Source organism: Acinetobacter kanungonis, assembly GCF_009939195.1.
Lineage (GTDB): Bacteria > Pseudomonadota > Gammaproteobacteria > Pseudomonadales > Moraxellaceae > Acinetobacter > Acinetobacter kanungonis.
Genome location: NZ_JAACKC010000008.1, coordinates 1 through 22146 on the forward strand (window position 1 = coordinate 1; position 22146 = coordinate 22146).

Sequence of the window (22146 nt, forward strand, 5' to 3'; positions counted from 1 at the left end):
GATCTCTTACAACCCCTATTTTCGGTTATTTTCAAAAAAAGTGTTCGCCCGCTCATTTAATCAGCAAAAATGGCTTTTTTTACTGTAAAAACCACTTTTCTGCTTAAATTAACATCAGTACTTAACCGAATAAAAACCTGATCACGGTAAATCTTCTCTGAATCTATCAGCAACATCTTCAGATTCACCTAAAAACTGCCAGAAGTATTGTCTCATTTAAAGGATATAGCCAATCTTCTATAGTCTCTTCTTCTGTTCAATCCATTTAAAAATCAAAAAAGCAAATCTTAAACTCACTCTACACTGCACTGAGTCACTTTGAACTGAGTCTGAATCCTTTAAAGTTCTCATCTTTTAAAATTATTGCTGTGCTTTGTTTATTCGTTAGAAGAACAACTCAATCTAATTTTAGGAATAATCAATTTCAAATTTCATTTACTCGAGTTGAATCGAAACAGTCATCGTGTTGATGCTTACTGCCTTTACATAGATATCGTTAAAAGTGATCTAACTCAATTAAAAAGGCAGAGCCTAAGCTCTGCCTTTCACTACCCCTTAGTCTTCTTTAGAATTTCATACTGATTCGCGCCCAATAGTTACGCCCAATATTGTTAAATTGCTCAGTTGCGGCATAACCAAAGCCTGAACTTCCTAATTTATTCAAATGTTCGGCATAATTTTTGTCGAAGACATTATCTACACCAACAGAAAGATCAACGCCTTTTTGCAGGTTATAGGTTCCATTTAAGGACAATGTGCCGAAGCCTTTGCTGTCTTCCACATCATAGCCAATAATATTACCTTCGCGATAACTGGTCCGATCTTGCGCTGCGACCACACGCCACAATAAACCAAGATTATATTTGTCTTGAACATAACGTAAATTGAAACGCCCTTCTAACGGCGCAATTTGCGGTAATGCACGATGATCTGTGGTGTTTTCACCCCACGCATACATGGCACTAACATCGGCTTGAATCTGATCCGTCAACTGATAGCCAATTCCTGCTTCTGCCCCTGCAATGGTCGCATCGACATTACGGCTTTTGGCTTCTAGTTTCCCCATAGAACCCGTCGGTGTGTATGCCACCAAGATGTAATCTTGAATCAGCCCTGCATAAACCGAAGCCCATGATTTAAATGCACCCTGTTCATATTGATAGCCTGCATCAAACTGTGTGGTTTTTTCATTGTTTAAATGATCGAAGGTTGACCCTGTTTGATAGTATTGGGTACTGAATAACTCCCAGTAATCTGGCACACGCTCAACATAACCCAAACCTGCATAGGTTTTCAGTTGGTCTGCAAATTTACTTTCAAGGCGGATAAATCCACTCGGTAGCGTTTCTTTACGTTCCGTATCCGTCTTCAGATTATCAATTTGAGTTTGATCAATACGTGCCCCCGTGACCAACTTATTCTGATCACTGAATTGATAGCTTAATTCACCAAAAGCACCATAAGATTCAAATTTCATATTGGTTGCAAAAGGCGAATTCATACTCGGCATGGCATACATAATCATATTGCCGCCATGCTTATTTTGCTGAGAATCAATGCCTGTAATTAAGCTGAATTTATCCCATTCGGAAGTCATCGCTGCACGGGCATTTAAAGTGCGACGGGTCACTTCCATTTCCATCTTATTCGGCACAGTCATACTCATACCATGCATGGTCATGGTTGTTGTTGGTGGCGTTCTTAAACGGAAATTATCCATCACATGATCATTATAGCTATAGTCCACTTGTGCTTCGACTTGCTTGATCACATCGCTGATATTTTTCTTTTCAACATGTAAACCTAGGCTTTCTCGCGCAAACTTAGAACCATCCATACTTCGCCCAGCATAGACTGCCTCTCCATCACTCTTACCCCCCTTCAGTTCCACCCAAGTGTCTTTATTCGGTGTCCAACCTAAAGCCAAATCAGCATTCCATTTCTCCCAATCCGATGGAACCGTATTACCGGCTCCATCCTGATAACTATCTGAAACAGAACGATTGGCATTTAGACGCGCGTATTTGCTTTCATCCCCCACAGCCGTTTCAATATTCTGATCTAAACGTCCATAGGAACCCAGCATCACACTGGCTTGTCCACGATAAGGTTTTGCACTGCTCAATTGCTCAGGCTCACGCTCAAAAAGCACGGTCGCAGCAGAACCTGTATGTGCATATTGTACCGTTTGCGGTCCTTTCACCACGGTAATCTTGTCATAGCTTTCTGGTGAAATGTAAGACGCTGGATTATCCATACGACTTGGGCATGCGCCCAGATTTTCTGTGCCATCGGTCAAAATTTTAATCCGTGAACCAAACATGCCACGGAAAGTCACATCTCCGTTGGCTCCCCCATTTTTAATTTGATTGAACCCGACAATACTTTGTAAATAGGCAGCACCATCTACTGCAGGAATCGGCTGCGTCGGCTGTTTCGGATCGGCATGTACGATCAAACCATTGGCATCATTACCTTGCTGAGCCGTCACCACAATCGGTGCCAAAAATTGAGTCGTTTCTACTTCTGAACTTAGCGCTGTAGCTGAATAACACGCGACACAAATCGCAGCCGATAAAGGCTGTAAAAAGAATTTTGGCTGAGCCATATCAATCTCTCATAAAACATAAATAACACTGTGCTCAAGTCCCTACGACCCAAGCGAAATAAAGCGGATTTATGTCCAGAGAGGCGGTGCCCGTCCTTGCGGAATTAGAAACAGTTGCTGTAGAACAAACCAGACATGCGCAAAGGCTTTCTGACAAGCGATTAAACGCACCTGAATACGATCAAGTATAGGCTTTACATCAAGTTCAGGCGGCAAGACCAAATTGCCATATACGGTACAGTACTGACATTGATGATGAGCATCATGATGATTATGCGCAGGTTGCTCTTGATGCTGCATGCGCATATGCGAATGCTGCTCATGTTGTGCAACTGAAGTATGCACGGCGTGTGCCGTTGGAGAAGAGAGTAATAATGCACGCGTAATGGTTTCACAGACCGGAGCAACTTGGTATTGCTTAGGTAGCAAAGGCTGTAAAAAAACAGCAATCTGTAAAAAAACTGCGACATATGCCAGCAGCAAACCACCACGGAAAAGCAAAAAAATCATCCTGCAATTTGTGCGGTGCCAGTATAACAAAACCCAATCGAAATTGGGTTCATACTTAATGATGATTTTAAATGGAAAATTATCCGCGCTTGACGGCCACTTTCTCTTTTTGGCGTTGACGCGTCACTTTTTCCACTTTTTCGCGTGCACGTTGGCGCTTGAGTGGCGATAAATAATCGACAAATAACTTGCCGTTTAAGTGATCCATTTCATGCTGAATACAAACAGCGAGAAGTTCGTCTGCTTCCATTGTAAAGGATTGACCTTCAAGGTTAATTGCCTCAATTTTTACACGTGACGGACGCTCAACTTTGTCGTATATTTGAGGCACTGATAAACAGCCTTCTTCATAGGGCTGGGTTTCTTCAGTCAATGGGGTAATTTTGGGGTTAATGAACACCATAGGCTGATCTTTATGTTCAGAAAGATCCATTACGATTAACTGAATATGACGGTCGACTTGGGTAGCGGCTAAACCAATGCCTGGCGCTTCATACATGGTTTCAAACATATCTGCAGCTAACTGACGAATTTCATCAGTAACTTCTTCGACTGGTTGTGCAATGGTACGAAGACGGGGATCGGGGAAACTTAAAATAGGTAATAAGGCCATAAACGTCCTCACTTATGCCATTGATCAAAAAACCAAATGAAGGAATGCTTCATCAAAAAAATGTGTGTAATATCGTTATTATAACGTAAATTACATACATAATTTTAGGAATTATGATAATGAAAAAGGTTTTGAAGGGCATACCATCTTTTAGTGCCTTGGGGTTTAAACAGCAATTGCTGGCGCTGACTGTCGGTTTGGCAATCAGTGTTGGTTCTATCGCAGTGGTCGAAGCTGCACCAGCACGCAACATCAATCCTCCCTCTTTAAAAGCGGGTGCTCCACAGGTTTATGTGGTGAAAAAGGGCGATACCCTTTGGGATATTTCTGGAAAATTCTTAGACAAACCTTGGCGCTGGCCTGAAATTTGGGCCAGCAACCGTCACGTGAAAAATCCACATTGGATTTTCCCAGGTGACAAGCTGCTGCTTTGTAGCTACCAAGGCAAGCCATTGATTGGTAAAGACGAAGGTGACGGCTGTGACGGCATTATCCGTCGATATGCTGGCGGCACCAAATTACAACCACAGGTCCGCGTCGAATCCTTAAATAACGCGATTCCTGTGATTCCATTAGACAATATTAAGCAGTGGTTAGAACACTCCACCATTATTGCACCTGAATCGATTGCCAATACGCCTTATGTTCTGGGTACAGCAGATCAACGCGTACTTGCAGGTAAAGGACAAACCATTTATGCCCGTGGCAATGGTTTAGAAGTGGGTCAACAATATGCCGTCTATCGTGAAGGCGACCCGTACACCATGTTGAATGCCAAAGGCAAAAAATACGATGCAGGGCTTGAGCTAAATCAAGTTGCTACGGGTGTTGCTGTGGCAAGTGAAAACGACATTACCACTATTGAGTTAACCGACAGCTTTAACGCAGAAGTCCGTCGTGGTGATCGTGTCTTGCCTGTCTATGACCCAATGCTCCCGACTCTGTTCTACCCAACTATGGCTGAAGATGTTGCCGCAGGTGGACAAATTGTGCGTGTGATGGGTTCAATTGGCACGGCAGCTAAAAACAGCGTGGTCACCATTGACCGTGGCAATCTTGAAGGTGTTCAAGTCGGTCACGTGTTTAGCATCAACCAAAAAGGTGAACAGGTGCGAGACCCGAAAACCAAAGAGATGGTGCAATTGCCAGGGCAAAAAATTGGTAACTTGATGGTGTTCAAGACTTTTGATCATTTTAGTTATGCTTATGTGCTCGATAGCTCATTACCAATCAAAATCGGTGCTTACATTCAACCGCCACTAATGGACGATTAATTCGGAGCGCCACATGCTGAAACCATTATCACAAGTGCAAATGGACACCATTACCTTGTGGTATTTGGTTCAGCACTCTCTAAGCAGTTTCTATAAACTCGAACAGTACTTTGGCAGCATTCACAAAGCTGTTCAGCCTGAAAGCTTGCCGCTTTGGTCAGGCCTCGGTTTACATAAAAACCATCTTCAACGCGCACAGCAATTTTACACACCTGCCGAACAACACAAATTCCAAAGTATCCTTGCAGAGATTCAGCAACATTCGGATTTTGTCTTAAGTTATCACGATCCAGAATATCCGCGACAATTGCTTCCCTACAGCGATAAACCGCCCATCTTGTTTGGACAAGGTCAATTGGCTCAATTGATGCAACCACAAATTGCCATCGTTGGCAGCCGTAAACCTAGCCCACATGGTCGACAAATTGCCTATGATTTTTCTTATTATTTAAGTGAAAAAGGTTTTGTCATCAGCAGCGGTTTGGCACAAGGCATTGATGAGGCCGCCCATCAAGGGGCTTTACCGCATCAACGGACACTGGCGGTCATGGGCACTGGATTAGATCAAACTTATCCCTCACAACACCAACAACTGCGACAGCAGATTGTGCAGCAATCAGGCACAATCATTACTGAATTTCTCCCCCACACACCACCCCTTCAGCATCACTTTCCGCGACGTAATCGAATTGTCAGCGCCCTTTCTTTAGGTGTGATTGTCGCGGAAGCCAGTCTGAACAGTGGCTCGATCATTACAGCCAAACTGGCAGCTGAACAGGGTAAATTAGTGTTTGCCATCCCTGGACATATTTATAGCGAGTTTCATCAGGGCTGCCATCAATTGATTCGCGAAGGAGCCATTCTGGTTGATCATCCTGAACAAGTGTTAGAAGACCTTGCCTTGCCAACCCAGTGGCAAGCACAGCAGCAATCCCTTGATGAGTCAGCTACATCCTCCCTCAGCGCAAAACCTGAAATCCCTGAACATTTGATGCCGCTGTATAATCAATTGGACTGGACAGGCGCTGCTTTAGATCATTTGGCCATCCACTTGCAGCAAGATGCCGCAACATTGACCGTACAGTTGATGGAATTAGAGCTTTTAGGTTTATGTATGCAACAATCTGGGGTGTATTTGCGTTGTCGTCCTATCCAATAAGGTTCAGAATAAGCCTTTGCTCAAAATAGGACACGAACATGATTACCACCTCTGTTGCTGAAGCTGCCGAAAGTTTAAAACGCGGACATGTCTTGGCATACCCGACAGAGGCTGTTTGGGGTTTAGGTTGTGATCCTCATAATGAAGCGGCATTTAATGAAATTTTAAAGCTCAAGCAACGCCCGATTGAAAAAGGCGTCATTCTATTGGCTGGACATATTAGTCAGGTAGAGCATTTACTGGCAGGACTGACGCCAGCAATGCGTGATACCGTAATCGCCTCTTGGAGTAATCGCAGCCCCACTGAACGCGCGACCACATGGTTGCTTCCCGCCAGCGACGACATTCCTGTCTGGATTAAGGGCAATCACCCGAAAGTGGCCATCCGTGTTACTACCCACCCTTTATGTGTCGCACTATGCAATGCGTTTAATGGCTTTATCGTTTCGACCAGTGCCAATCCTGCTGGACTCGAACCTGCCCGCTCCCTTCAAGATGCCAGCAAGTATTTTAGTCAGCAACCAGATTATTTAAATGGTGATCTAGGCTTAAGCCAAGAACCGAGTCGTATTCTTGATGCTGAAACAGGACTGGTCATTCGTGCCTAATGAACCTCTTCTGAGGGAAATTTTAGACAAAAAAAAGCTCAATCAAATAGGTTGATTGAGCATAAAAAGGATGTGTGTTAATCACATCCAGAGGGTTCGAAAATCTTGCTGAATGTCAGAATTAAAGCATTGTTAAGAAATACTTAACTGATCATTCTTGATGTGAACATTATCTAACATTCCAAATAAAAACACAAATACATTATTTAATGCATACTTTTGCTTAAATCCATGATTAAAATGTGAAATTTATTCAAAAAGTCAAACTATCCTCCTATTTTTAAAATATTTTTAAATAAATAATCATTTGACAGTATACTTTTTTACACTTATAACTGGTGGTTTAGTCCAAAAAAAATATTTTCACTTCGAGACCTGTTTGTCTATTTATTAATCGCATTTAGCGATTCATCAACGCTTAGCTCCTGCTTTTTTGATTTCATCTGTGCCATCGCAATACCTGCAATAATGATGATTCCACCAATGCTATGGTGAATGGTCCAAGCCTCATGCAACCAAAAATAAGCCAAAATCGCAGTAAAAATCGGCATCAAGTTCATAAAAATACTGGTGCGATTGGGACCTAAACGCTGTACCGCCAACATCCACACCCAAGGAGCAATTAAAGAAGCAAATAAACCCGCATAGAACACGCTGGCACTATTCTGCATATCTAAGCGGTCAATACCCAACCACAACACAAAAGGCAAATGATAAATGAGGGAAAATCCGATCTGCACATAAAGGCTAATCATCAGCGGGACTTTAAGTTGCCATTTTTTCAGGAACACGCCATAAAAGGCATAAAAGAATACTGCGATCACCATCAACAGATCGCCCCAATGCCCACCTAAATGGAGCAATGTCGCAAGGTTGCCTTGTGCAATCACATACATCAAACCCAAAAACGAAACCAGACTACCTAAAATGGCAAATCGATTCGGAATTTCCTTGAGGATGACGATGGACACGAAAATGGTAAAGATTGGAATAAAGGCATTGATAATACCCATATTAGTGGCGGTGGTGTAATGTGCTGCACTATACGCCAGCCCCTGATAAAGCAGCATACCAAAGGCGCTTAAGACCGCAAACTGTTGCCAATGCTGTATCACCAATTGACGCTGTTGCCAGACTTTAGGCAGCATTACAGGGGTCAACACTATAAATGCCACCAGCCAGCGATAAAAGCTGATACTCACAGGCGAAATATAATCCGCAACATAGCGTGTGACTGCAATATTCAATGACCAAATGAAAACTGCAATCAAGGGTAACAGTACCGCCAATTTCACCCATCTATTTTGCTGCATTTGCTTACTCATCTTCACCCATCAGATACTGCTATTGTGCTAAAAGTCTGAAATAATAAAAATACGGTTTTTCAGACATTGATACGGTAAAAATCAGCCATGCAGAAGCATCAACCTCCCCTATCCGAATGGATCGAAGTGCATGAATATTTTTATGAACACAATGATGAAATTGCTGCGCACTCCTGTATTTGGGGCGATTTCAATTTTAGCCTAAATGGCATTTTGGATTATGAAATTGAAGGAATACATTATTTATCGCCGCCCAACTATGGGCTGTGGATTCCCGCACACACCGCACATGCCTGTATTGCCCGTGAATTAAAAACCACCCACTATATTTGTATCCATTTGCATCCTGAACTGTGCAAGCTGTTTCCTGGCCAAACCAAAACCGTAGAAATTAGTTCTTTTCTACGCCATTTCATTAAAGAAGTCCTACGCCAACAAAGTTCAAAGCCCTCCGAGGAATACCAACATTTACTCTATGTACTCCTAGACCAGCTTCGTACAGCGCCAGCCTATGAACACTACCTGCCGCAAACGCAACATGCCGTGTTAAAACCGATCTTGCAGCAATTGTGCAATCCAGAACATTTTGCCCTGAGCATGCAACAGCTACTCCATAACATTCACTTGAGCGAAAGACATTTGTTACGTTTGAGCCAACAAGAGCTGCAACTGAGTTTGGCAGAATGGCGCAATCGCGCCAAAATTTTGTATGCCATGGAACAACTCCACGCAGGATCGACCGTGAAAAAGCTGGCTTATGATCTGGGCTATCAACACAGTTCCAGTTTTATTGAGTTCTTCAAACGTTATACAGGACAAACCCCTGCTCAAATCCGTGAAGCCTAAGCCTACAACTGTATCTTTTTCGGTTCAACTACAGGATTCAACTTGCAGTTCCAGCCAATTCTCGTTACAACATGGAAACCCAATAAAAAATCAATGGATCTGTATATGAGCCAGTCTGTTTACGACATTCCTGTAAAAACCATCCAAGGTCAAGACGTGACCTTGAATCAATATCAAGGCAAAGTGCTGCTGATAGTGAATGTGGCATCAAAATGCGGTTTAACCCCACAATATGAAGGTTTAGAAAAACTGTATCAGCAACAGAAAGATCAAGGTTTAGAAATCTTGGGCTTCCCTGCCAATAATTTCTTGGCACAAGAACCAGGCAGCGACAGTGAAATTCAAGAATTCTGTTCCGTCAACTACAAGATTGATTTCCCGCTCTTTTCGAAAATCTCGGTGGTGGGTGAAGATAAACACCCTTTATACCAAACCTTAATCAACGCGATTCCTGAACGTATTGGTGAAGGTCCTTGGTGGAAAGATTTAGTCGATTATGGCTTAACCCCGAATGAACCACCTGAAGTTCTGTGGAACTTTGAGAAATTTTTGGTGAATAAACAAGGACAAATCGTGGCACGTTTTGCACCTGACATTACCGCAGAAGATCCACGCCTTGTCGATGCGATTCAAGCAGAATTGCAGAAATAAGGTTACAAATACATTATCAGAAAGTGAGAATCTTGCTTTCTGATATTGTTTAGTCAATCTACTTAATCCCTCCATAGTTTTAATATTATTACAACATTAAATTCAAACTAACTCAGTCACTTACTGTTTTAATAACAGCATCAGAACAAGTTAGATCGCATTGAAGGTAGATTATGAATCGTTTAGTACAAGCTGTGGTTTTCTCATTATCAACAGCATTAGTGGCAGCACCAGCTTTCGCTGCACCACAAAACTCGCAAGATCATAAACAACATGCAACTCAAAACCACAATGATGCGAACCATAAAGACATGCATAACGACGCTTCAAGTCATCATGCACAAGATCAACACAAAGCTTCAAATAACAAAGCGAGCAACAACAAATCAACTCGCCCATCAGCTGCTTGGAAACCAGGTAACCCAGTTCCAACACAATACCGTGGTAAAAGCTATCAAGTTGACCACACCAAATATAAAAAGTTAAACAAGCCAGGTAAAAATGAGCAATGGATCAAAGTAAATGGTGACTATGTATTAACCAACGTGTTAAACCATAACATCATTAAAATCGTTCCAGGCATGTAAGCGCCTTGAATGAAAAAGAGTGCGTTTTGCACTCTTTTTTTTATGCAAGCGATCTTTTTGTTGTTACTTTGCAGCCTGACTTTAGAAAGTAAAAGGTGCGTTCTATAATCCTTTTACCCTGATATAACGCTAGATTGAGATTGTTCAAGATTATGAAAAAAATTCTGCAAGGTGCCTTACTTCCATTTGCCATTTTCGCTGCGGGATTAAGTTTAATTGGCTGCGATCAGGCTACAGAACATACAGAAGCCGTAGCAAACACTGCAGATGCTGAAGAAGTATTTGCATCAAGTGCAGATCAAGCAGACAAAGAATTAAAAAGTGGCAATATGTTGTATGTGGTCAGTGATGTTGCAGACATGCAATTGAAAGCGGGTAACTATGTGCAGCAGCTTAAAGATACACAAACAGCATTAGAACAAGCTCTGGCAGATAAAGATCAGCAGGCGCTACAAAGCTCTGTGAATGCCTTACATCAGCAACTCACCGACTTTAACCGTGCATTAAGCAGTTTGGATTTAAAAAGTCAGGAAATTGAATCGATTCGAGAAAAAATCATGAGCACCAATCAACAAGTGCTAGATTTACCCTATTTGAATGGCAAGGTCGACCTTCAAACCGTCGATTTAGCGAAAATTGAACAACAGATTTCGTTACTACAATCCGAGATGCTGACCCTTGCGAAAATGCTATTGTTAAAACCAGATGCAGCGGCAAGTCAAAACTAAAGTTAATATAAGAGGATCAATTCTGATGACTTCAACAGAATTGATCCGCGATAGTTGTCAAAGTTTAAAATCAATCACAATTCGCCCATCAATTTTGCCCTGCTCCATGCGTTCGAAAATATCATTAATATTTTCCAAAGGCTCAACATGAATATGGGCTTTCACTTTGCCACGCGCAGCAATATCCAGTGCTTCCTTCAAATCCAAGCGTGTCCCGACAATTGATCCACGGACGGTAATACCATCCAGCACCATATCAAAAATCGAAAGATCGAATTTTCCTGGAGGCAGACCATTGAGAACCATGGTTCCGCCTCGTCGTATAATAGACACCGCTTGTTCAAATGCTTTCGGAGAAACAGCGGTGACCAGCACACCATGACAGCCATCTCCAGTGGCTTTCAGCACTTCATCTTTCACATTCACTTTTAGGGCATTAATGCCCACATCGGCACCCAGCTGTTTTGCCAAATCTAACTTTGTATCGTCCACATCAATGGCAACCACATTAAACCCCATGGTTTTCGCATATTGAATGGCGACATGCCCTAAGCCACCAATACCTGAGATGGCGACCCAATCCCCTGTTTTGGCTTCGGTCATTTTTAAGCCTTTATAGACCGTCACCCCTGCACATAAAATCGGGGCGATTTCCAACAGGTCTGCACCCGCAGGAATCACGCCGACATAATCGCCATCGGCTAGACAATATTCTGCGAAGCTACCATTCACGGAATAGCCAGAATTTTGTTGTTGCTTACACAGCGTTTCCCAGCCTGCATAACAATGATCGCAATGTCCACAGGCGGAATATAGCCAAGGAATTCCCACTAGATCACCCACATGCAGGTGATCAATACCTTCCCCAATTTCTACAACTTCACCCACCCCTTCATGACCTGGGATAAAAGGCAAGCTCGGCTTAATCGGCCAGTCACCATGCATGGCATGCAAATCAGTATGACACACGCCCGTTGCAATCATTTTCACCAGCACTTTACCCGCACTGATTTTAGGAATTTCGACTTGTTGAATTTGTAAGGGTTGATTGAATGCAGTGACGACTGCGGCTTTCATTGTATTTGCCATTTTCATTCTCCATGTACTCAAATTGAGTCAAGTTCTGATGTCGTACCCTCATTTATGAGTAACATAGAAACTGAAGATGAAAGGTAATTGTTTGGTATGTTTTTTGATCGGATTGTTGCTACAAATCAGTCTGCACCCACCAACGCATGATTGAACGAGCACACAGTTCAGAAATCCATTAATCAGTGGTTTTGTGCACGCCAATGCAAGAAAGCATTTTGCATCGCTGCTTTCACCTCTTCAGAAACCTGATGCTGTTCTAGATAACTGAAATCACCACGATACACCGCATCAATAATGCTCTTGGTCAGATGATGAATACTGTCACAACCTTGTTGCCAATAATTCTGGATTTGCTGCTGTGTCAGTACCAACTCCCAACACGACACCACCGAACTCATATCAACAGCTATGGCGAGATAGAGCTGCTGATCATCCTGATAGAGTTCCCAAAAATGTGGAGCATGTTCTATGAGCTGCATGAGATCGACTCGAGTTTAAGCAATACAATTTTATAGCATAAAAAAAGCCACCTTTCGGTGGCTTTTTCAATCTCAAACCGTCAATTACATTGCGCGGTTTTTGATTTTGCGGATAGTTTCGAGCTGAGCCGCAGTTTCTGCCAAAGCAGCTAACGCAGCAGCCGAGTCCAAATCGCTCTTTTGATTTGCTAACAATTGTTCAGCGTGTTTACGCGCTTCCAAAATTGCAGCTTCATCTAAGTTGTCAGCACGGATTGCAGTATCTGCAAGTACCGTAACAACGTGCGGTTGAACTTCTAACACACCACCAGATACATAGACGATCTCTTCTGTACCGTTTTCCAAAATCACGCGAATCGCGCCAGGTTGGAGTAAAGTTACAAGTGGCGCGTGACCAGGCATAATACCCAACTCACCACCTGCACCTTTAGCGATTAGCATGCTGATCGTGCCAGAGTAAATTGACTCTTTAACACTTACCACATCACATTGCATAGTCGACATGAGATGATCTCCTTAAATTAGAGTTTCTCAGCTTTAGCAATCGCTTCGTCAATACCGCCAACCATGTAGAACGCTTGTTCTGGAAGGTGGTCGTATTCACCAGCCAAGATACCTTTAAAGCCACGAATCGTTTCTTTAAGAGGTACATATTTACCAGGAGCACCAGTAAATACTTCAGCTACGTGGAACGGTTGAGAGAAGAAACGTTGGATTTTACGCGCACGGTAAACAGTTAACTTATCTTCTTCAGACAATTCGTCCATACCCAAGATCGCGATAATGTCTTTCAATTCTTTATAACGTTGAAGAACGTTTTGAACTGAACGAGCAATACCGTAGTGCTCTTGACCAACTACTAATGGGTCTAACTGACGTGAAGTAGAGTCAAGTGGGTCGATCGCAGGGTAAATACCTTGAGAAGCGATGTCACGGCTTAATACAACAGTTGCATCTAAGTGAGCAAACGTTGTCGCAGGCGATGGATCTGTTAAGTCATCGGCAGGTACGTATACCGCTTGGATAGACGTAATCGAACCAGACTTAGTCGATGTAATACGTTCTTGAAGAACACCCATCTCTTCTGCAAGTGTCGGTTGGTAACCTACTGCAGATGGCATACGACCTAGAAGTGCTGATACTTCAGTACCTGCTAGTGTATAACGGTAGATGTTGTCTACGAACAATAATACGTCACGGCCTTTACCGTTTTCGTCTTTCTCGTCACGGAAGTATTCAGCCATGGTCAAACCAGTCAACGCTACGCGTAAACGGTTACCTGGTGGCTCGTTCATCTGACCGTAAACCATTGCTACTTTGTCAAGAACGTTAGAATCTTTCATCTCGTGGTAGAAGTCGTTACCTTCACGAGTACGCTCACCAACACCAGCGAATACAGATAAACCTGAGTGCGCTTTAGCGATGTTGTTGATCAACTCCATCATGTTAACGGTTTTACCAACACCCGCACCACCGAACAGACCAACTTTACCACCTTTCGCGAACGGGCATAGTAAGTCAATGACTTTAATACCAGTTTCTAGAAGGTCAGTAGAACCAGCTTGTTCAGCATACGAAGGCGCTGCACGGTGAATTGCCCAAGTAGTATCAGTTGCTACTGGGCCAGCTTCATCGATAGGGCGACCAAGAACGTCCATGATACGGCCAAGCGTGCCCGTACCTACTGGAACAGAAATCGGTGCATTTGTGTTAGTTACGTTCAAACCACGTTTAAGACCTTCAGTAGATCCCATCGCAATTGTACGTACAACACCGTCACCAAGTTGTTGCTGAACTTCTAAAGTAGTTTCAGTGCCATCAACATGGAGAGCGTCATAGATCTTAGGAACGCTGTTACGTTCAAACTCGACGTCGATTACCGCGCCGATGATCTGAATGATACGACCGCTACTCATTGCTGTCTCCTCAATTCAAACTAATAATGTTAAACGGCAGCGGCACCGCCAACGATCTCGGAAATTTCCTGAGTAATCGCGGCTTGACGCAGCTTGTTGTAAATGAGTTGTAGGCTTTTGATCAAGTCGCCTGCGTTGTCAGTTGCAGCTTTCATTGCAACCATACGAGCAGATTGCTCACACGCGATGTTTTCAATCACGCCTTGATAAACCATAGACTCGATATAGCGAACCAATAAACCGTTTAGCAATTCTTCTGCTTCAGGTTCATAGATATAGTCCCAACCGTATTGACGATTGAGGCTGTCGCTTTCTTGCGCTGGAGCAAGTGGAACAAGTTGTTCAACTTGAGGCTTCTGCGTCATTGCGTTAACGAAACCATTTGACACTAAATAGATGCGATCGAGTTCGCCCTTGTCAAATGCGTCAAGCATAACTTGCACAGAACCTGTCAACTGTTCAAGAGTCGGTGCATCACCGATCTGAGTTGTTGCTCCAAGCACTTTACCGCCGTAGTTTTTAAAAAACGAAACCGCTTTTTGACCAATTAAAGCAAATTGAACTTCAATTGACTGCTCTTGCTGTTCCTGTACATGCTTAGCAACTTTTTTGAACAAGTTAATGTTCAAACCACCAGCAAGACCACGATCTGAAGAAATCACGATATAGCCAACGCGCTTTACAGGGCGTTCAACCATATAACGGTGTTTATATTCAGGATTCGCTTGAACTAAATGAGCAATTACACGGTGCATATTTTCGGCATACGGACGGCCTGCAGCCATGCGCTCTTGCGCACGACGCATTTTCGAAGCAGCTACCATCTGCATCGCACGCGTAATTTTCTGCGTCGACTTGATACTAGCTACTTTGGCGCGAATTTCTTTTAAATTTGCCATACGCTTAACCTAGTATTCGAAAGCCCTTTCGAGCTTTCGAAGGTTGATCCGTGAACCAAACTTTAGACTAAACAGCTAATGCTGAATTAGTAAGTTTGAGTCGCTTTGAATTTCTCAATACCTGCTTTAAATTCAGCTTCGATGTCTTTGTTGAAATCACCAGTAGCATCGATGTTTTGCATTAACGCAGCATGTTCAGAACGGAAGTAAGCAATTAACGCAGTATCAAAGTCTACGATTTTCTTCACTTCAACGTCAGTCATGTAACCTTCGTTAGATGCATAAACTGAAACAGCTTGGTCAGCAATTGAGTAAGGAGCATATTGTTTTTGCTTCATTAACTCAGTTACACGTTGACCGTGTTCAAGTTGTTTACGCGTTGCTTCGTCAAGGTCAGAAGCAAACTGAGCAAACGCAGCCAATTCACGGTATTGTGCAAGAGCGGTACGGATACCACCTGACAATTTTTTGATGATCTTAGTTTGCGCAGCACCACCAACACGAGATACCGAAATACCTGCGTTTACAGCAGGACGGATACCAGAGTTGAATAATGAAGTTTCTAAGAAGATCTGACCGTCAGTAATCGAAATTACGTTGGTTGGTACGAATGCAGATACGTCACCCGCTTGAGTTTCAATAATCGGTAATGCAGTTAATGAACCAGTTTGGCCTTTAACTTCACCTTTAGTGAATTGCTCAACGTAGTCAGCAGAAACGCGCGAAGCACGCTCAAGAAGACGAGAGTGAAGATAGAATACGTCACCTGGATACGCTTCACGACCTGGTGGACGACGTAACAATAATGAGATTTGACGGTAAGCAACAGCTTGCTTAGACAAATCATCATAAATGATCAGTGCATCTTCACCGCGATCACGGAAGTATTCACCCATTGTACAGCCCGAGTACGGAGCTAAGTACTGCATCGCAGCTGGATCAGCAGCAGCAGCAGCAACAACAGTTGTATACGCCATAGCGCCAGTTTCTTCTAGCTTGCGCACAACGTTAGCGATAGTCGATTGTTTTTGACCAATAGCTACGTATACACATTTAATGCCAGAGTTTTTCTGAGCGATGATCGCATCGATCGCCATAGCTGTTTTACCAGTTTGGCGGTCACCAATGATCAACTCACGTTGACCACGACCAACAGGAATCATTGTATCAACTGATTTATAACCAGTTTGTACAGGTTGGTCTACTGATTGACGCCAAATTACGCCTGGTGCTACTTTTTCAACAGCATCAGTAAGTTTTGCATCAATAGGGCCTTTACCATCAATTGGGTTACCCAAAGCGTCTACGACACGGCCAAGAAGTTCAGGACCAACTGGAACTTCTAATACACGACCTGTACAACGAGCTTTTTGACCTTCTTGAAGGCTTAAGTAGTTACCTAAAACAACGGCACCCACTGAATCCTGTTCTAGGTTCAGTGCCATACCAAATAAGCCGCCGTCGAATTCGATCATTTCACCGTACATTGCATCAGCAAGGCCGTGAATGCGCACAATACCGTCGGATACCATAACAATGGTACCTTCGTTTTTAGCGGTCGCGCTGGTGTCCAGATCGCCGATACGCTGTTTAATGAGCGCACTGATCTCGGATGGATTCAGTTGTTGCATTGCGCTATACCTCAATCTTTTAATAGTTCAGTCTTTTTGCGGTTAAGCAAGAAGACGAGTCCGCATTTTTTCAAGCTTGTTAAGCGCAGAATCATCTATCACTTGGTCGCCTGCACGAATAACCACACCAGCAATAAGCTCTGGTTTAACTTCTACAGTTACATTTACTGCTGCTTCGAATTTTTTCTCTAATGCATGTGCAAGTAATTGTTCTTGAACAGAAGACATTGGGAATGCAGATTCAATCACTACATCCACAGTGTTGTTATTCTGTGATTTGAGCTGTTCGTATTCTGCAGCAATCTCAGGAAGAAGAACCAAACGATCGTTTTCAGCAAGCAATGTCAAAAAGTTTGACACTGCTGCAGTTTGGTCTTCGCCTAATACTTTTGCGAAAATACTGACCTGCTCAGCAGGAGTAAGCTCAGGGCGATTTAAATAAGCTGAAAATGCTTCGTCTTGTACCGCAGCACTAAGCACTTGTAATGCAGTTGACCAGTTGTCAGTTGCATTTTGCTCAGATGCGTAAGCAAATGCTGCTTTTGCGTATGGGCGAGCCAACGTCAAGAGTTCAGCCATATTCCGCCTCGCTTAAAGTTTAGCAGCCAGCTGAGTAAGCATGGCATTGTGAGCTTCTGCATCAACTTGCTGGTTAAGGATTTTCTCCGCACCAGTAACTGCCAAGGCAGCAACTTGTTGACGTAATTCTTCGCGAGCAGAATTGATTTCTGTATCAACAGCTTCTTTCGCTTGTTGACGAATACGCTCACCTTCAGCAGCAGCTTGAGTACGAGCTTCTTCTACCAATTGCGCACCGCGGCGGTTCGCTTGTTCGATCAATTGAGCCGCTTGTGCTTTAGCTGCGTCTAATTCTGCCTTAACTTGTGCTTGCGCATCAGCAAGGTCAGCTTTAGCTTTTTCAGCAGCATTTAAGCCATCAGCGATTTTACGCTGACGCTCACTAATCGCATTGATTAGTGGTGGCCATACAAACTTCATGCAGAATGCGACGAAAATCGCAAATGCAATCGCTTGGCCAATCAATGTGAGGTTGATATTCATTGCTATTCCTCAATAGTTTAATTTAGGAATTAAGCTGATTAACCTACAAATGGATTAGCGAAGATGAAGAACAAGCCAATACCAACACCGATCATAGGCACAGCATCAAGAAGACCCGCGATTAAGAACATACGAGTTTGAAGTTGTGGAGCCAATTCTGGTTGACGAGCAACAGCTTCAAGGAAGCGACCGCCTAAAAGACCAAAACCAATCGCAGTACCTAAAGCACCGAAAGCGATCAAGATAGCAGATGCAATTGCAACTAGACCTAAAGTGAGTTCCATGATAATTCCTCAGAGGTTAGGTTTATACCAAATTAAAGTAAAAAATTTTAAGCCCAACCATCCGGTGATAGTTAGGCAATACCATTAATGTTTTTCGCTTGCCATGCTCAAGTATACGATAGTCAGCATCATGAAAATGAATGCTTGTAGCGTAATAACAAGAATGTGGAAGATCGCCCAAGGCACAGACAACGCCCACTGGATCCAGAACGGTAGTAACGCGATCAAGATGAAGATTAACTCACCCGCATACATGTTACCGAATAGTCGTAGAGCCAATGAAATTGGTCGTGCAAGGAAAGTTACTAATTCCAGAATTAAGTTCACAGGAATAAGCAACGCTTTTGCAACTGGATTACTTGGGTTAAATGGGTTAAGTGCCAATTCACCAACGAAACCGCCAACACCTTTTTCACGGATGCTGTAGAACAAGATAAGGACAAATACAGATAAAGACATACCAAGGGTAATGTTAGGATCTGTAGATGGAACGATCTTGAAGTAAACGTGGTGTGGGTCCATACCAAATACGCTTGCGCCAACGTGCTGAGCTACATAAGGAATCCAGTCAACAGGAATCAAATCCATCAAGTTCATGAGGAAAATCCACACGAAGATGGTTAAAGCTAGCGGAGCGATTAAGCGTGATTTGCCATGGAAAGTGTCACGGACACTTGAGTCAACAAACTCAATGATCATTTCGATTGCAGACTGGAACTTGGTAGGAACACCAGAGTTTGCAGCTTTCGCTACGATCCAGAATAACAAGCAGAAAATAACACCAAGGCCGATTGACCAACCCATTGAATCCAAGTGAATAGCAGTGAACCCCATCTGTTGAGCTTCAGCACCGTTCTCAGCCAATTTCCACGTACCGTCTGGCATTTTGCCATAGGTCATATTGGTCAAGTGATGCTTGATATACTCGGTCGAAGTAAGGGCATGTTCTTCAGCAGCCATAAATCACACCTGGTCAATGTCAAATACAAATAGAGTAAGCGAATATCGCATGCTGCGTGATATCTCGCTTATCTCCAAAAAAACTTTTCAATTTAGCTGCGCTTAAACTCGTTTTTGTAGACGTGACACCCAAAAAGGAGCGACCCACGACATGGTTTGAACGAGGATAAAACCACAAAACAACGCCGCCGGAGATAACGGTTTGACATTGCTTAAAATTAAAATAAATCCGACGATCACAATCGCAAACTTGCCCATCATCCCGCGGTACATATTTGAAAGTACCTGCTTAGATGCTCTCGCTCCTGCAGCTCGAAACGACTGCCACGAAAAATAACAACTGGCGAGCCAACATACGCCTGCACCAAGTGCGGCACTTAAAGCTGCCGTTGCATCCTTCACAAGCCACGCCAACAAGGCTGACACAGGAATCATAAATGCTTGCAAGATGACTAATGCTTTCGCTAATCGTCGGTCAATCAAGCGACTAGTTCGGCTCATTATTTATCCACTCACAGCATAAATGCTTGACAAGTTTAGCTGATGATCGTTTTTAATCGCAGGCATTATAGAGTTACACCCCTGAACATGCAATCATTTCCCGACCTAAGTCGAGTTTTTTTCAATACAATAAATGTCTAGCAGTTGATTAAATATTGATTATTTTCGCTTCATTGGCGTGCAGTTAATACACAGTTTTTGACTTGTTGCGCCAAATCGGACCATGCCGAGACAAAGTTATTTTCCGCATTTAAGCTTTCATCAACGGCCTGAAACACAATAGGCTGTAGTTTTTGATACTGATTGGCACTGGCATGCCCTTCTGCCAATAAGCACATTTTCTTCTGTCCACGATGATCATTCAGATATTTGATTTGTGCGAGTGTCGGCGCAATATGTGGATCATCAGTCATTGATCCTGCCAGCTTTAAATGTAACGGGCGTTCCAAATACTGATAGGCATCGTGATACGACCAATAAGGTTGTGCGGCAGTTTGGGTTTGAAACTTTTGCGCGGTCGCAAACATCTGCTTGGCAAACGTCTGCGCATTGTGCCAGTACTTATCACGATACTGCGGTTGTTGCTGTGAACGGAGTGCCGCAATAAAGAAGCCAATCCGTACGGCATTATTCGGGTCCAGCCACACATGGGTATCTACCGTATTGGCTAAAGGTGCACCTCGCGTACTGCGTTGCGGCAAAGTTTTAACCAAGCCAGAAGATAAAATGGAGACTGCTTTCGGGTTATTGTGCAACAACTTATCCAGTGGTGCTTCGTGTGCTTTCCCCAGCCAAATGACCAAGCCTGCATCTTGAATGGCTTTACGATGCGCTGGTGTCAATGACACATCATGTCCCGTCTGGTTTTCCAGCAACAAGACGGGTTGCTCAACGCCCTTCGTCACTTCCTGTGCAATCAAATATAAAGGATGGGTAGACACCACCAGACTCTGTGTCCAACCAACAGTACTTAAAATAGACAGTAAACAAAAAGCGAAGATACGGGACATGATTGAACAACACTAAATTTCATCAAGTGTTATAATATAACAACTCAACAAAAATACCTACGTCTAATCGTAACTTAAAGCGGTTCATGTTAAAATTTAATGTCGTTTATTCTATTCCAAGCCCGTACTGAGGTTGCTATGAGCTTATGTTCGCATGAACACCACAATGCATTACATGGCGTACATGATCATCATAATGTCGCAACACGCCTTGCTGAAGCAGAAAGTCTCTGTGCAGCCACAGGAGCACGCTTAACCCCGCTCCGTAAAGAAGTGCTCGAACTGATTTTGACGGCGCATGGCCCAATGGGGGCCTATGATTTATTGGCAAAAATTAAAAGTGCATCTGACCGCCCTGCCGCCCCGCCAACCGTATATCGCACGCTCGACTTTTTATTAGAAAAGGGACTCATTCATCGCCTGACCTCGATTAATGCCTATATTCCATGTTGTCATCCGCGTGAAGGTCATCAAGCGGCATTTTTAATCTGTACCGAATGTCATGTCGTCAAAGAAGCTTCTTCGGAAGGACTATTACAACAACTCGATGCCCTTGCTGCTTCCGACCATTTTACCGCCCAACACAGCATTATTGAGATTTCTGGAAAATGTCAGAATTGCAGCCAAGCGAACTAAACACCCCAACACTGATTCGCCTTGAGCAAATTAGTGTCCGGATCGATGAACGCGATATTTTAAAGCAGATCGATTTTGCCCTACATGAACGTGAAATTGTCACTTTAATTGGACCAAACGGTGCAGGAAAATCTACGCTGATTAAAGTGCTGCTTGGGATTCTCAAACCCAACGCAGGTCGAGTCTTCTCTGCGCGCAAACTCAAGTTCTCTTATGTGCCGCAGAAGTTCAACCCTTCACACAGTTTACCTTTACGCGTGAAAGACCTGCTTGAACTTGAGCCCTGCCCTACACACATCAAACAAGAAATCATTCAAGATACAGGCATTGCCAAACTGCAAGACTCGAAAGTACAACAACTTTCAGGTGGCGAGCGCCAACGCGTCTTGCTAGCACGTGCCCTACTGCGTCAACCTGATATTTTAGTACTGGATGAACCGATGCAAGGTCTCGACATCCAGTCCGAGGCTGAGTTGTATGACTATGTGCGCAGCCTGCCGGAAAAATATCACTGTGCGGTACTGATGGTGTCACATGACCTACAATGGGTGATGCAAGGTACGCAACGCGTGGTCTGCCTGAATAAACATATTTGTTGTAGCGGCTTGCCTGAAAATATTCAACAGCATCCAGAATACCAAGCGATTTTTGGCACTAACCGCGTATTTTATCAACATCATCATGATCATTGTGCGCATGGGGATAGTGCCACCGCTTGCCAACATGATCCTCGCCCACACATTCACCCTGAACCGGAAGCCTAATAG

25 protein-coding genes are annotated in these 22146 nt (G+C 43.4%); 9 read left to right on the plus strand and 16 right to left on the minus strand.

Going from position 1 to position 22146, the window contains the following annotated elements:
* Positions 1-565: 565 nt before the first annotated feature.
* The 3 genes from GWK51_RS13805 to def all read right to left on the minus strand — a co-directional run bounded on the left by GWK51_RS13805 (position 566) and on the right by def (position 3731).
* A complete protein-coding gene (locus tag GWK51_RS13805; protein WP_161934144.1) occupies positions 566-2608 on the minus strand; it encodes a TonB-dependent copper receptor in 2043 nt (680 codons plus the stop codon).
* Between the two features lie 69 nt (positions 2609-2677).
* Complete coding sequence (locus tag GWK51_RS13810; RefSeq protein ID WP_161934236.1) at positions 2678-3109, minus strand: DUF2946 family protein; 432 nt, start codon at positions 3107-3109, stop codon at positions 2678-2680.
* 88 nt (positions 3110-3197) lie between these two features.
* Positions 3198-3731, minus strand: coding sequence for a peptide deformylase (gene def, locus GWK51_RS13815; protein WP_100242248.1), 534 nt, complete (start codon positions 3729-3731; stop codon positions 3198-3200).
* Between the two features lie 119 nt (positions 3732-3850).
* On the opposite strand from def, the gene GWK51_RS13820 reads away from it, so the two are divergent.
* The 3 genes from GWK51_RS13820 to GWK51_RS13830 are packed head-to-tail and all read left to right on the plus strand — an operon-like array spanning position 3851 to position 6772.
* Positions 3851-5005, plus strand: a complete 1155-nt coding sequence (locus GWK51_RS13820) for a LysM peptidoglycan-binding domain-containing protein (RefSeq protein WP_161934145.1) — start codon at positions 3851-3853, stop codon at positions 5003-5005.
* A 13-nt stretch (positions 5006-5018) separates the two neighbouring features.
* Positions 5019-6164 carry a DNA-processing protein DprA gene (gene dprA, locus GWK51_RS13825; protein WP_161934146.1) on the plus strand — a complete coding sequence of 382 codons (1146 nt, stop codon included), beginning with the start codon at positions 5019-5021 and terminating at the stop codon, positions 6162-6164.
* A gap of 38 nt (positions 6165-6202) precedes the next feature.
* Entirely contained in the window at positions 6203-6772 is a 570-nt protein-coding gene (locus GWK51_RS13830) for an L-threonylcarbamoyladenylate synthase (RefSeq protein ID WP_161934147.1), read from the plus strand.
* 383 nt (positions 6773-7155) lie between these two features.
* Here GWK51_RS13830 and GWK51_RS13835 read toward each other — a convergent pair whose 3' ends face one another.
* Positions 7156-8085 carry a DMT family transporter gene (locus GWK51_RS13835; RefSeq protein ID WP_235941155.1) on the minus strand — a complete coding sequence of 310 codons (930 nt, stop codon included), beginning with the start codon at positions 8083-8085 and terminating at the stop codon, positions 7156-7158.
* Positions 8086-8184: 99 nt separating this feature from the next.
* Between GWK51_RS13835 and GWK51_RS13840 the strand changes: the two genes are divergently transcribed.
* The 4 genes from GWK51_RS13840 to GWK51_RS13855 all read left to right on the plus strand — a co-directional run bounded on the left by GWK51_RS13840 (position 8185) and on the right by GWK51_RS13855 (position 10909).
* Positions 8185-8943 carry an AraC family transcriptional regulator gene (locus GWK51_RS13840; RefSeq protein WP_161934149.1) on the plus strand — a complete coding sequence of 253 codons (759 nt, stop codon included), beginning with the start codon at positions 8185-8187 and terminating at the stop codon, positions 8941-8943.
* A 105-nt stretch (positions 8944-9048) separates the two neighbouring features.
* The gene (locus GWK51_RS13845; RefSeq protein ID WP_142769752.1) at positions 9049-9594 is read left to right on the plus strand and encodes a glutathione peroxidase; all 546 of its coding nucleotides are present in this window, start codon (positions 9049-9051) and stop codon (positions 9592-9594) included.
* 173 nt (positions 9595-9767) lie between these two features.
* Entirely contained in the window at positions 9768-10181 is a 414-nt protein-coding gene (locus GWK51_RS13850; RefSeq protein WP_161934150.1) for an RcnB family protein, read from the plus strand.
* A 152-nt stretch (positions 10182-10333) separates the two neighbouring features.
* Positions 10334-10909, plus strand: a complete 576-nt coding sequence (locus tag GWK51_RS13855) for a hypothetical protein (RefSeq protein ID WP_161934151.1) — start codon at positions 10334-10336, stop codon at positions 10907-10909.
* Between the two features lie 57 nt (positions 10910-10966).
* On the opposite strand, the gene adhP is transcribed toward GWK51_RS13855, so the two are convergent.
* The 12 genes from adhP to GWK51_RS13915 all read right to left on the minus strand — a co-directional run bounded on the left by adhP (position 10967) and on the right by GWK51_RS13915 (position 20743).
* Positions 10967-11998 carry an alcohol dehydrogenase AdhP gene (gene adhP / locus GWK51_RS13860; protein ID WP_161934152.1) on the minus strand — a complete coding sequence of 344 codons (1032 nt, stop codon included), beginning with the start codon at positions 11996-11998 and terminating at the stop codon, positions 10967-10969.
* Positions 11999-12180: 182 nt separating this feature from the next.
* Entirely contained in the window at positions 12181-12480 is a 300-nt protein-coding gene (locus GWK51_RS13865; RefSeq protein ID WP_100242258.1) for a hypothetical protein, read from the minus strand.
* A gap of 84 nt (positions 12481-12564) precedes the next feature.
* Positions 12565-12984, minus strand: a complete 420-nt coding sequence (locus tag GWK51_RS13870) for a F0F1 ATP synthase subunit epsilon (RefSeq protein ID WP_100242259.1) — start codon at positions 12982-12984, stop codon at positions 12565-12567.
* Between the two features lie 17 nt (positions 12985-13001).
* Positions 13002-14396, minus strand: coding sequence for a F0F1 ATP synthase subunit beta (gene atpD, locus GWK51_RS13875; RefSeq protein WP_100242260.1), 1395 nt, complete (start codon positions 14394-14396; stop codon positions 13002-13004).
* 29 nt (positions 14397-14425) lie between these two features.
* Positions 14426-15295, minus strand: coding sequence for a F0F1 ATP synthase subunit gamma (gene atpG, locus GWK51_RS13880; RefSeq protein WP_100242261.1), 870 nt, complete (start codon positions 15293-15295; stop codon positions 14426-14428).
* Between the two features lie 86 nt (positions 15296-15381).
* Positions 15382-16926 carry a F0F1 ATP synthase subunit alpha gene (gene atpA / locus GWK51_RS13885; protein ID WP_100242262.1) on the minus strand — a complete coding sequence of 515 codons (1545 nt, stop codon included), beginning with the start codon at positions 16924-16926 and terminating at the stop codon, positions 15382-15384.
* A 42-nt stretch (positions 16927-16968) separates the two neighbouring features.
* Positions 16969-17505, minus strand: a complete 537-nt coding sequence (locus GWK51_RS13890; protein ID WP_100242263.1) for a F0F1 ATP synthase subunit delta — start codon at positions 17503-17505, stop codon at positions 16969-16971.
* A 12-nt stretch (positions 17506-17517) separates the two neighbouring features.
* On the minus strand, positions 17518-17988 hold the full coding sequence (locus GWK51_RS13895) for a F0F1 ATP synthase subunit B (protein ID WP_100242264.1): 471 nt from the start codon (positions 17986-17988) through the stop codon (positions 17518-17520).
* Positions 17989-18026: 38 nt separating this feature from the next.
* Positions 18027-18272 (minus strand): F0F1 ATP synthase subunit C, encoded by a 246-nt coding sequence (gene atpE / locus GWK51_RS13900; protein ID WP_000424060.1) that lies wholly within the window; start codon positions 18270-18272, stop codon positions 18027-18029.
* A gap of 84 nt (positions 18273-18356) precedes the next feature.
* On the minus strand, positions 18357-19232 hold the full coding sequence (gene atpB, locus GWK51_RS13905; RefSeq protein WP_100242265.1) for a F0F1 ATP synthase subunit A: 876 nt from the start codon (positions 19230-19232) through the stop codon (positions 18357-18359).
* 102 nt (positions 19233-19334) lie between these two features.
* Entirely contained in the window at positions 19335-19733 is a 399-nt protein-coding gene (locus GWK51_RS13910; protein WP_100242266.1) for an ATP synthase subunit I, read from the minus strand.
* A gap of 170 nt (positions 19734-19903) precedes the next feature.
* Positions 19904-20743, minus strand: a complete 840-nt coding sequence (locus GWK51_RS13915; RefSeq protein ID WP_142769756.1) for a metal ABC transporter solute-binding protein, Zn/Mn family — start codon at positions 20741-20743, stop codon at positions 19904-19906.
* 138 nt (positions 20744-20881) lie between these two features.
* Between GWK51_RS13915 and GWK51_RS13920 the strand changes: the two genes are divergently transcribed.
* Complete coding sequence (locus tag GWK51_RS13920; protein ID WP_142770097.1) at positions 20882-21379, plus strand: transcriptional repressor; 498 nt, start codon at positions 20882-20884, stop codon at positions 21377-21379.
* Positions 21352-22143, plus strand: coding sequence for a zinc ABC transporter ATP-binding protein ZnuC (gene znuC, locus GWK51_RS13925; RefSeq protein ID WP_161934153.1), 792 nt, complete (start codon positions 21352-21354; stop codon positions 22141-22143). The genes GWK51_RS13920 and znuC overlap by 28 nt, the downstream gene beginning before the upstream one ends.
* Positions 22144-22146: the final 3 nt, after the last annotated feature.

Coding starts and splice junctions, on each gene's coding strand:
- GWK51_RS13820 (WP_161934145.1), top strand. CDS start 3,851: ATGAAAAAGGTTTTGAAGGGCATACCATCTTTTAGTGCCTTGGGGTTT.
- atpA (WP_100242262.1), bottom strand. CDS start 16,926: ATGCAACAACTGAATCCATCCGAGATCAGTGCGCTCATTAAACAGCGT.
- GWK51_RS13805 (WP_161934144.1), bottom strand. CDS start 2,608: ATGGCTCAGCCAAAATTCTTTTTACAGCCTTTATCGGCTGCGATTTGT.
- GWK51_RS13890 (WP_100242263.1), bottom strand. CDS start 17,505: ATGGCTGAACTCTTGACGTTGGCTCGCCCATACGCAAAAGCAGCATTT.
- GWK51_RS13840 (WP_161934149.1), top strand. CDS start 8,185: ATGCAGAAGCATCAACCTCCCCTATCCGAATGGATCGAAGTGCATGAA.
- atpE (WP_000424060.1), bottom strand. CDS start 18,272: ATGGAACTCACTTTAGGTCTAGTTGCAATTGCATCTGCTATCTTGATC.
- GWK51_RS13895 (WP_100242264.1), bottom strand. CDS start 17,988: ATGAATATCAACCTCACATTGATTGGCCAAGCGATTGCATTTGCGATT.
- GWK51_RS13835 (WP_235941155.1), bottom strand. CDS start 8,085: ATGCAGCAAAATAGATGGGTGAAATTGGCGGTACTGTTACCCTTGATT.
- GWK51_RS13915 (WP_142769756.1), bottom strand. CDS start 20,743: ATGTCCCGTATCTTCGCTTTTTGTTTACTGTCTATTTTAAGTACTGTT.
- GWK51_RS13830 (WP_161934147.1), top strand. CDS start 6,203: ATGATTACCACCTCTGTTGCTGAAGCTGCCGAAAGTTTAAAACGCGGA.
- GWK51_RS13865 (WP_100242258.1), bottom strand. CDS start 12,480: ATGCAGCTCATAGAACATGCTCCACATTTTTGGGAACTCTATCAGGAT.
- def (WP_100242248.1), bottom strand. CDS start 3,731: ATGGCCTTATTACCTATTTTAAGTTTCCCCGATCCCCGTCTTCGTACC.
- adhP (WP_161934152.1), bottom strand. CDS start 11,998: ATGGCAAATACAATGAAAGCCGCAGTCGTCACTGCATTCAATCAACCC.
- GWK51_RS13870 (WP_100242259.1), bottom strand. CDS start 12,984: ATGTCGACTATGCAATGTGATGTGGTAAGTGTTAAAGAGTCAATTTAC.
- GWK51_RS13855 (WP_161934151.1), top strand. CDS start 10,334: ATGAAAAAAATTCTGCAAGGTGCCTTACTTCCATTTGCCATTTTCGCT.
- atpG (WP_100242261.1), bottom strand. CDS start 15,295: ATGGCAAATTTAAAAGAAATTCGCGCCAAAGTAGCTAGTATCAAGTCG.
- GWK51_RS13910 (WP_100242266.1), bottom strand. CDS start 19,733: ATGAGCCGAACTAGTCGCTTGATTGACCGACGATTAGCGAAAGCATTA.
- GWK51_RS13850 (WP_161934150.1), top strand. CDS start 9,768: ATGAATCGTTTAGTACAAGCTGTGGTTTTCTCATTATCAACAGCATTA.
- GWK51_RS13845 (WP_142769752.1), top strand. CDS start 9,049: ATGAGCCAGTCTGTTTACGACATTCCTGTAAAAACCATCCAAGGTCAA.
- atpD (WP_100242260.1), bottom strand. CDS start 14,396: ATGAGTAGCGGTCGTATCATTCAGATCATCGGCGCGGTAATCGACGTC.
- GWK51_RS13920 (WP_142770097.1), top strand. CDS start 20,882: ATGAGCTTATGTTCGCATGAACACCACAATGCATTACATGGCGTACAT.
- dprA (WP_161934146.1), top strand. CDS start 5,019: ATGCTGAAACCATTATCACAAGTGCAAATGGACACCATTACCTTGTGG.
- atpB (WP_100242265.1), bottom strand. CDS start 19,232: ATGGCTGCTGAAGAACATGCCCTTACTTCGACCGAGTATATCAAGCAT.
- znuC (WP_161934153.1), top strand. CDS start 21,352: ATGTCAGAATTGCAGCCAAGCGAACTAAACACCCCAACACTGATTCGC.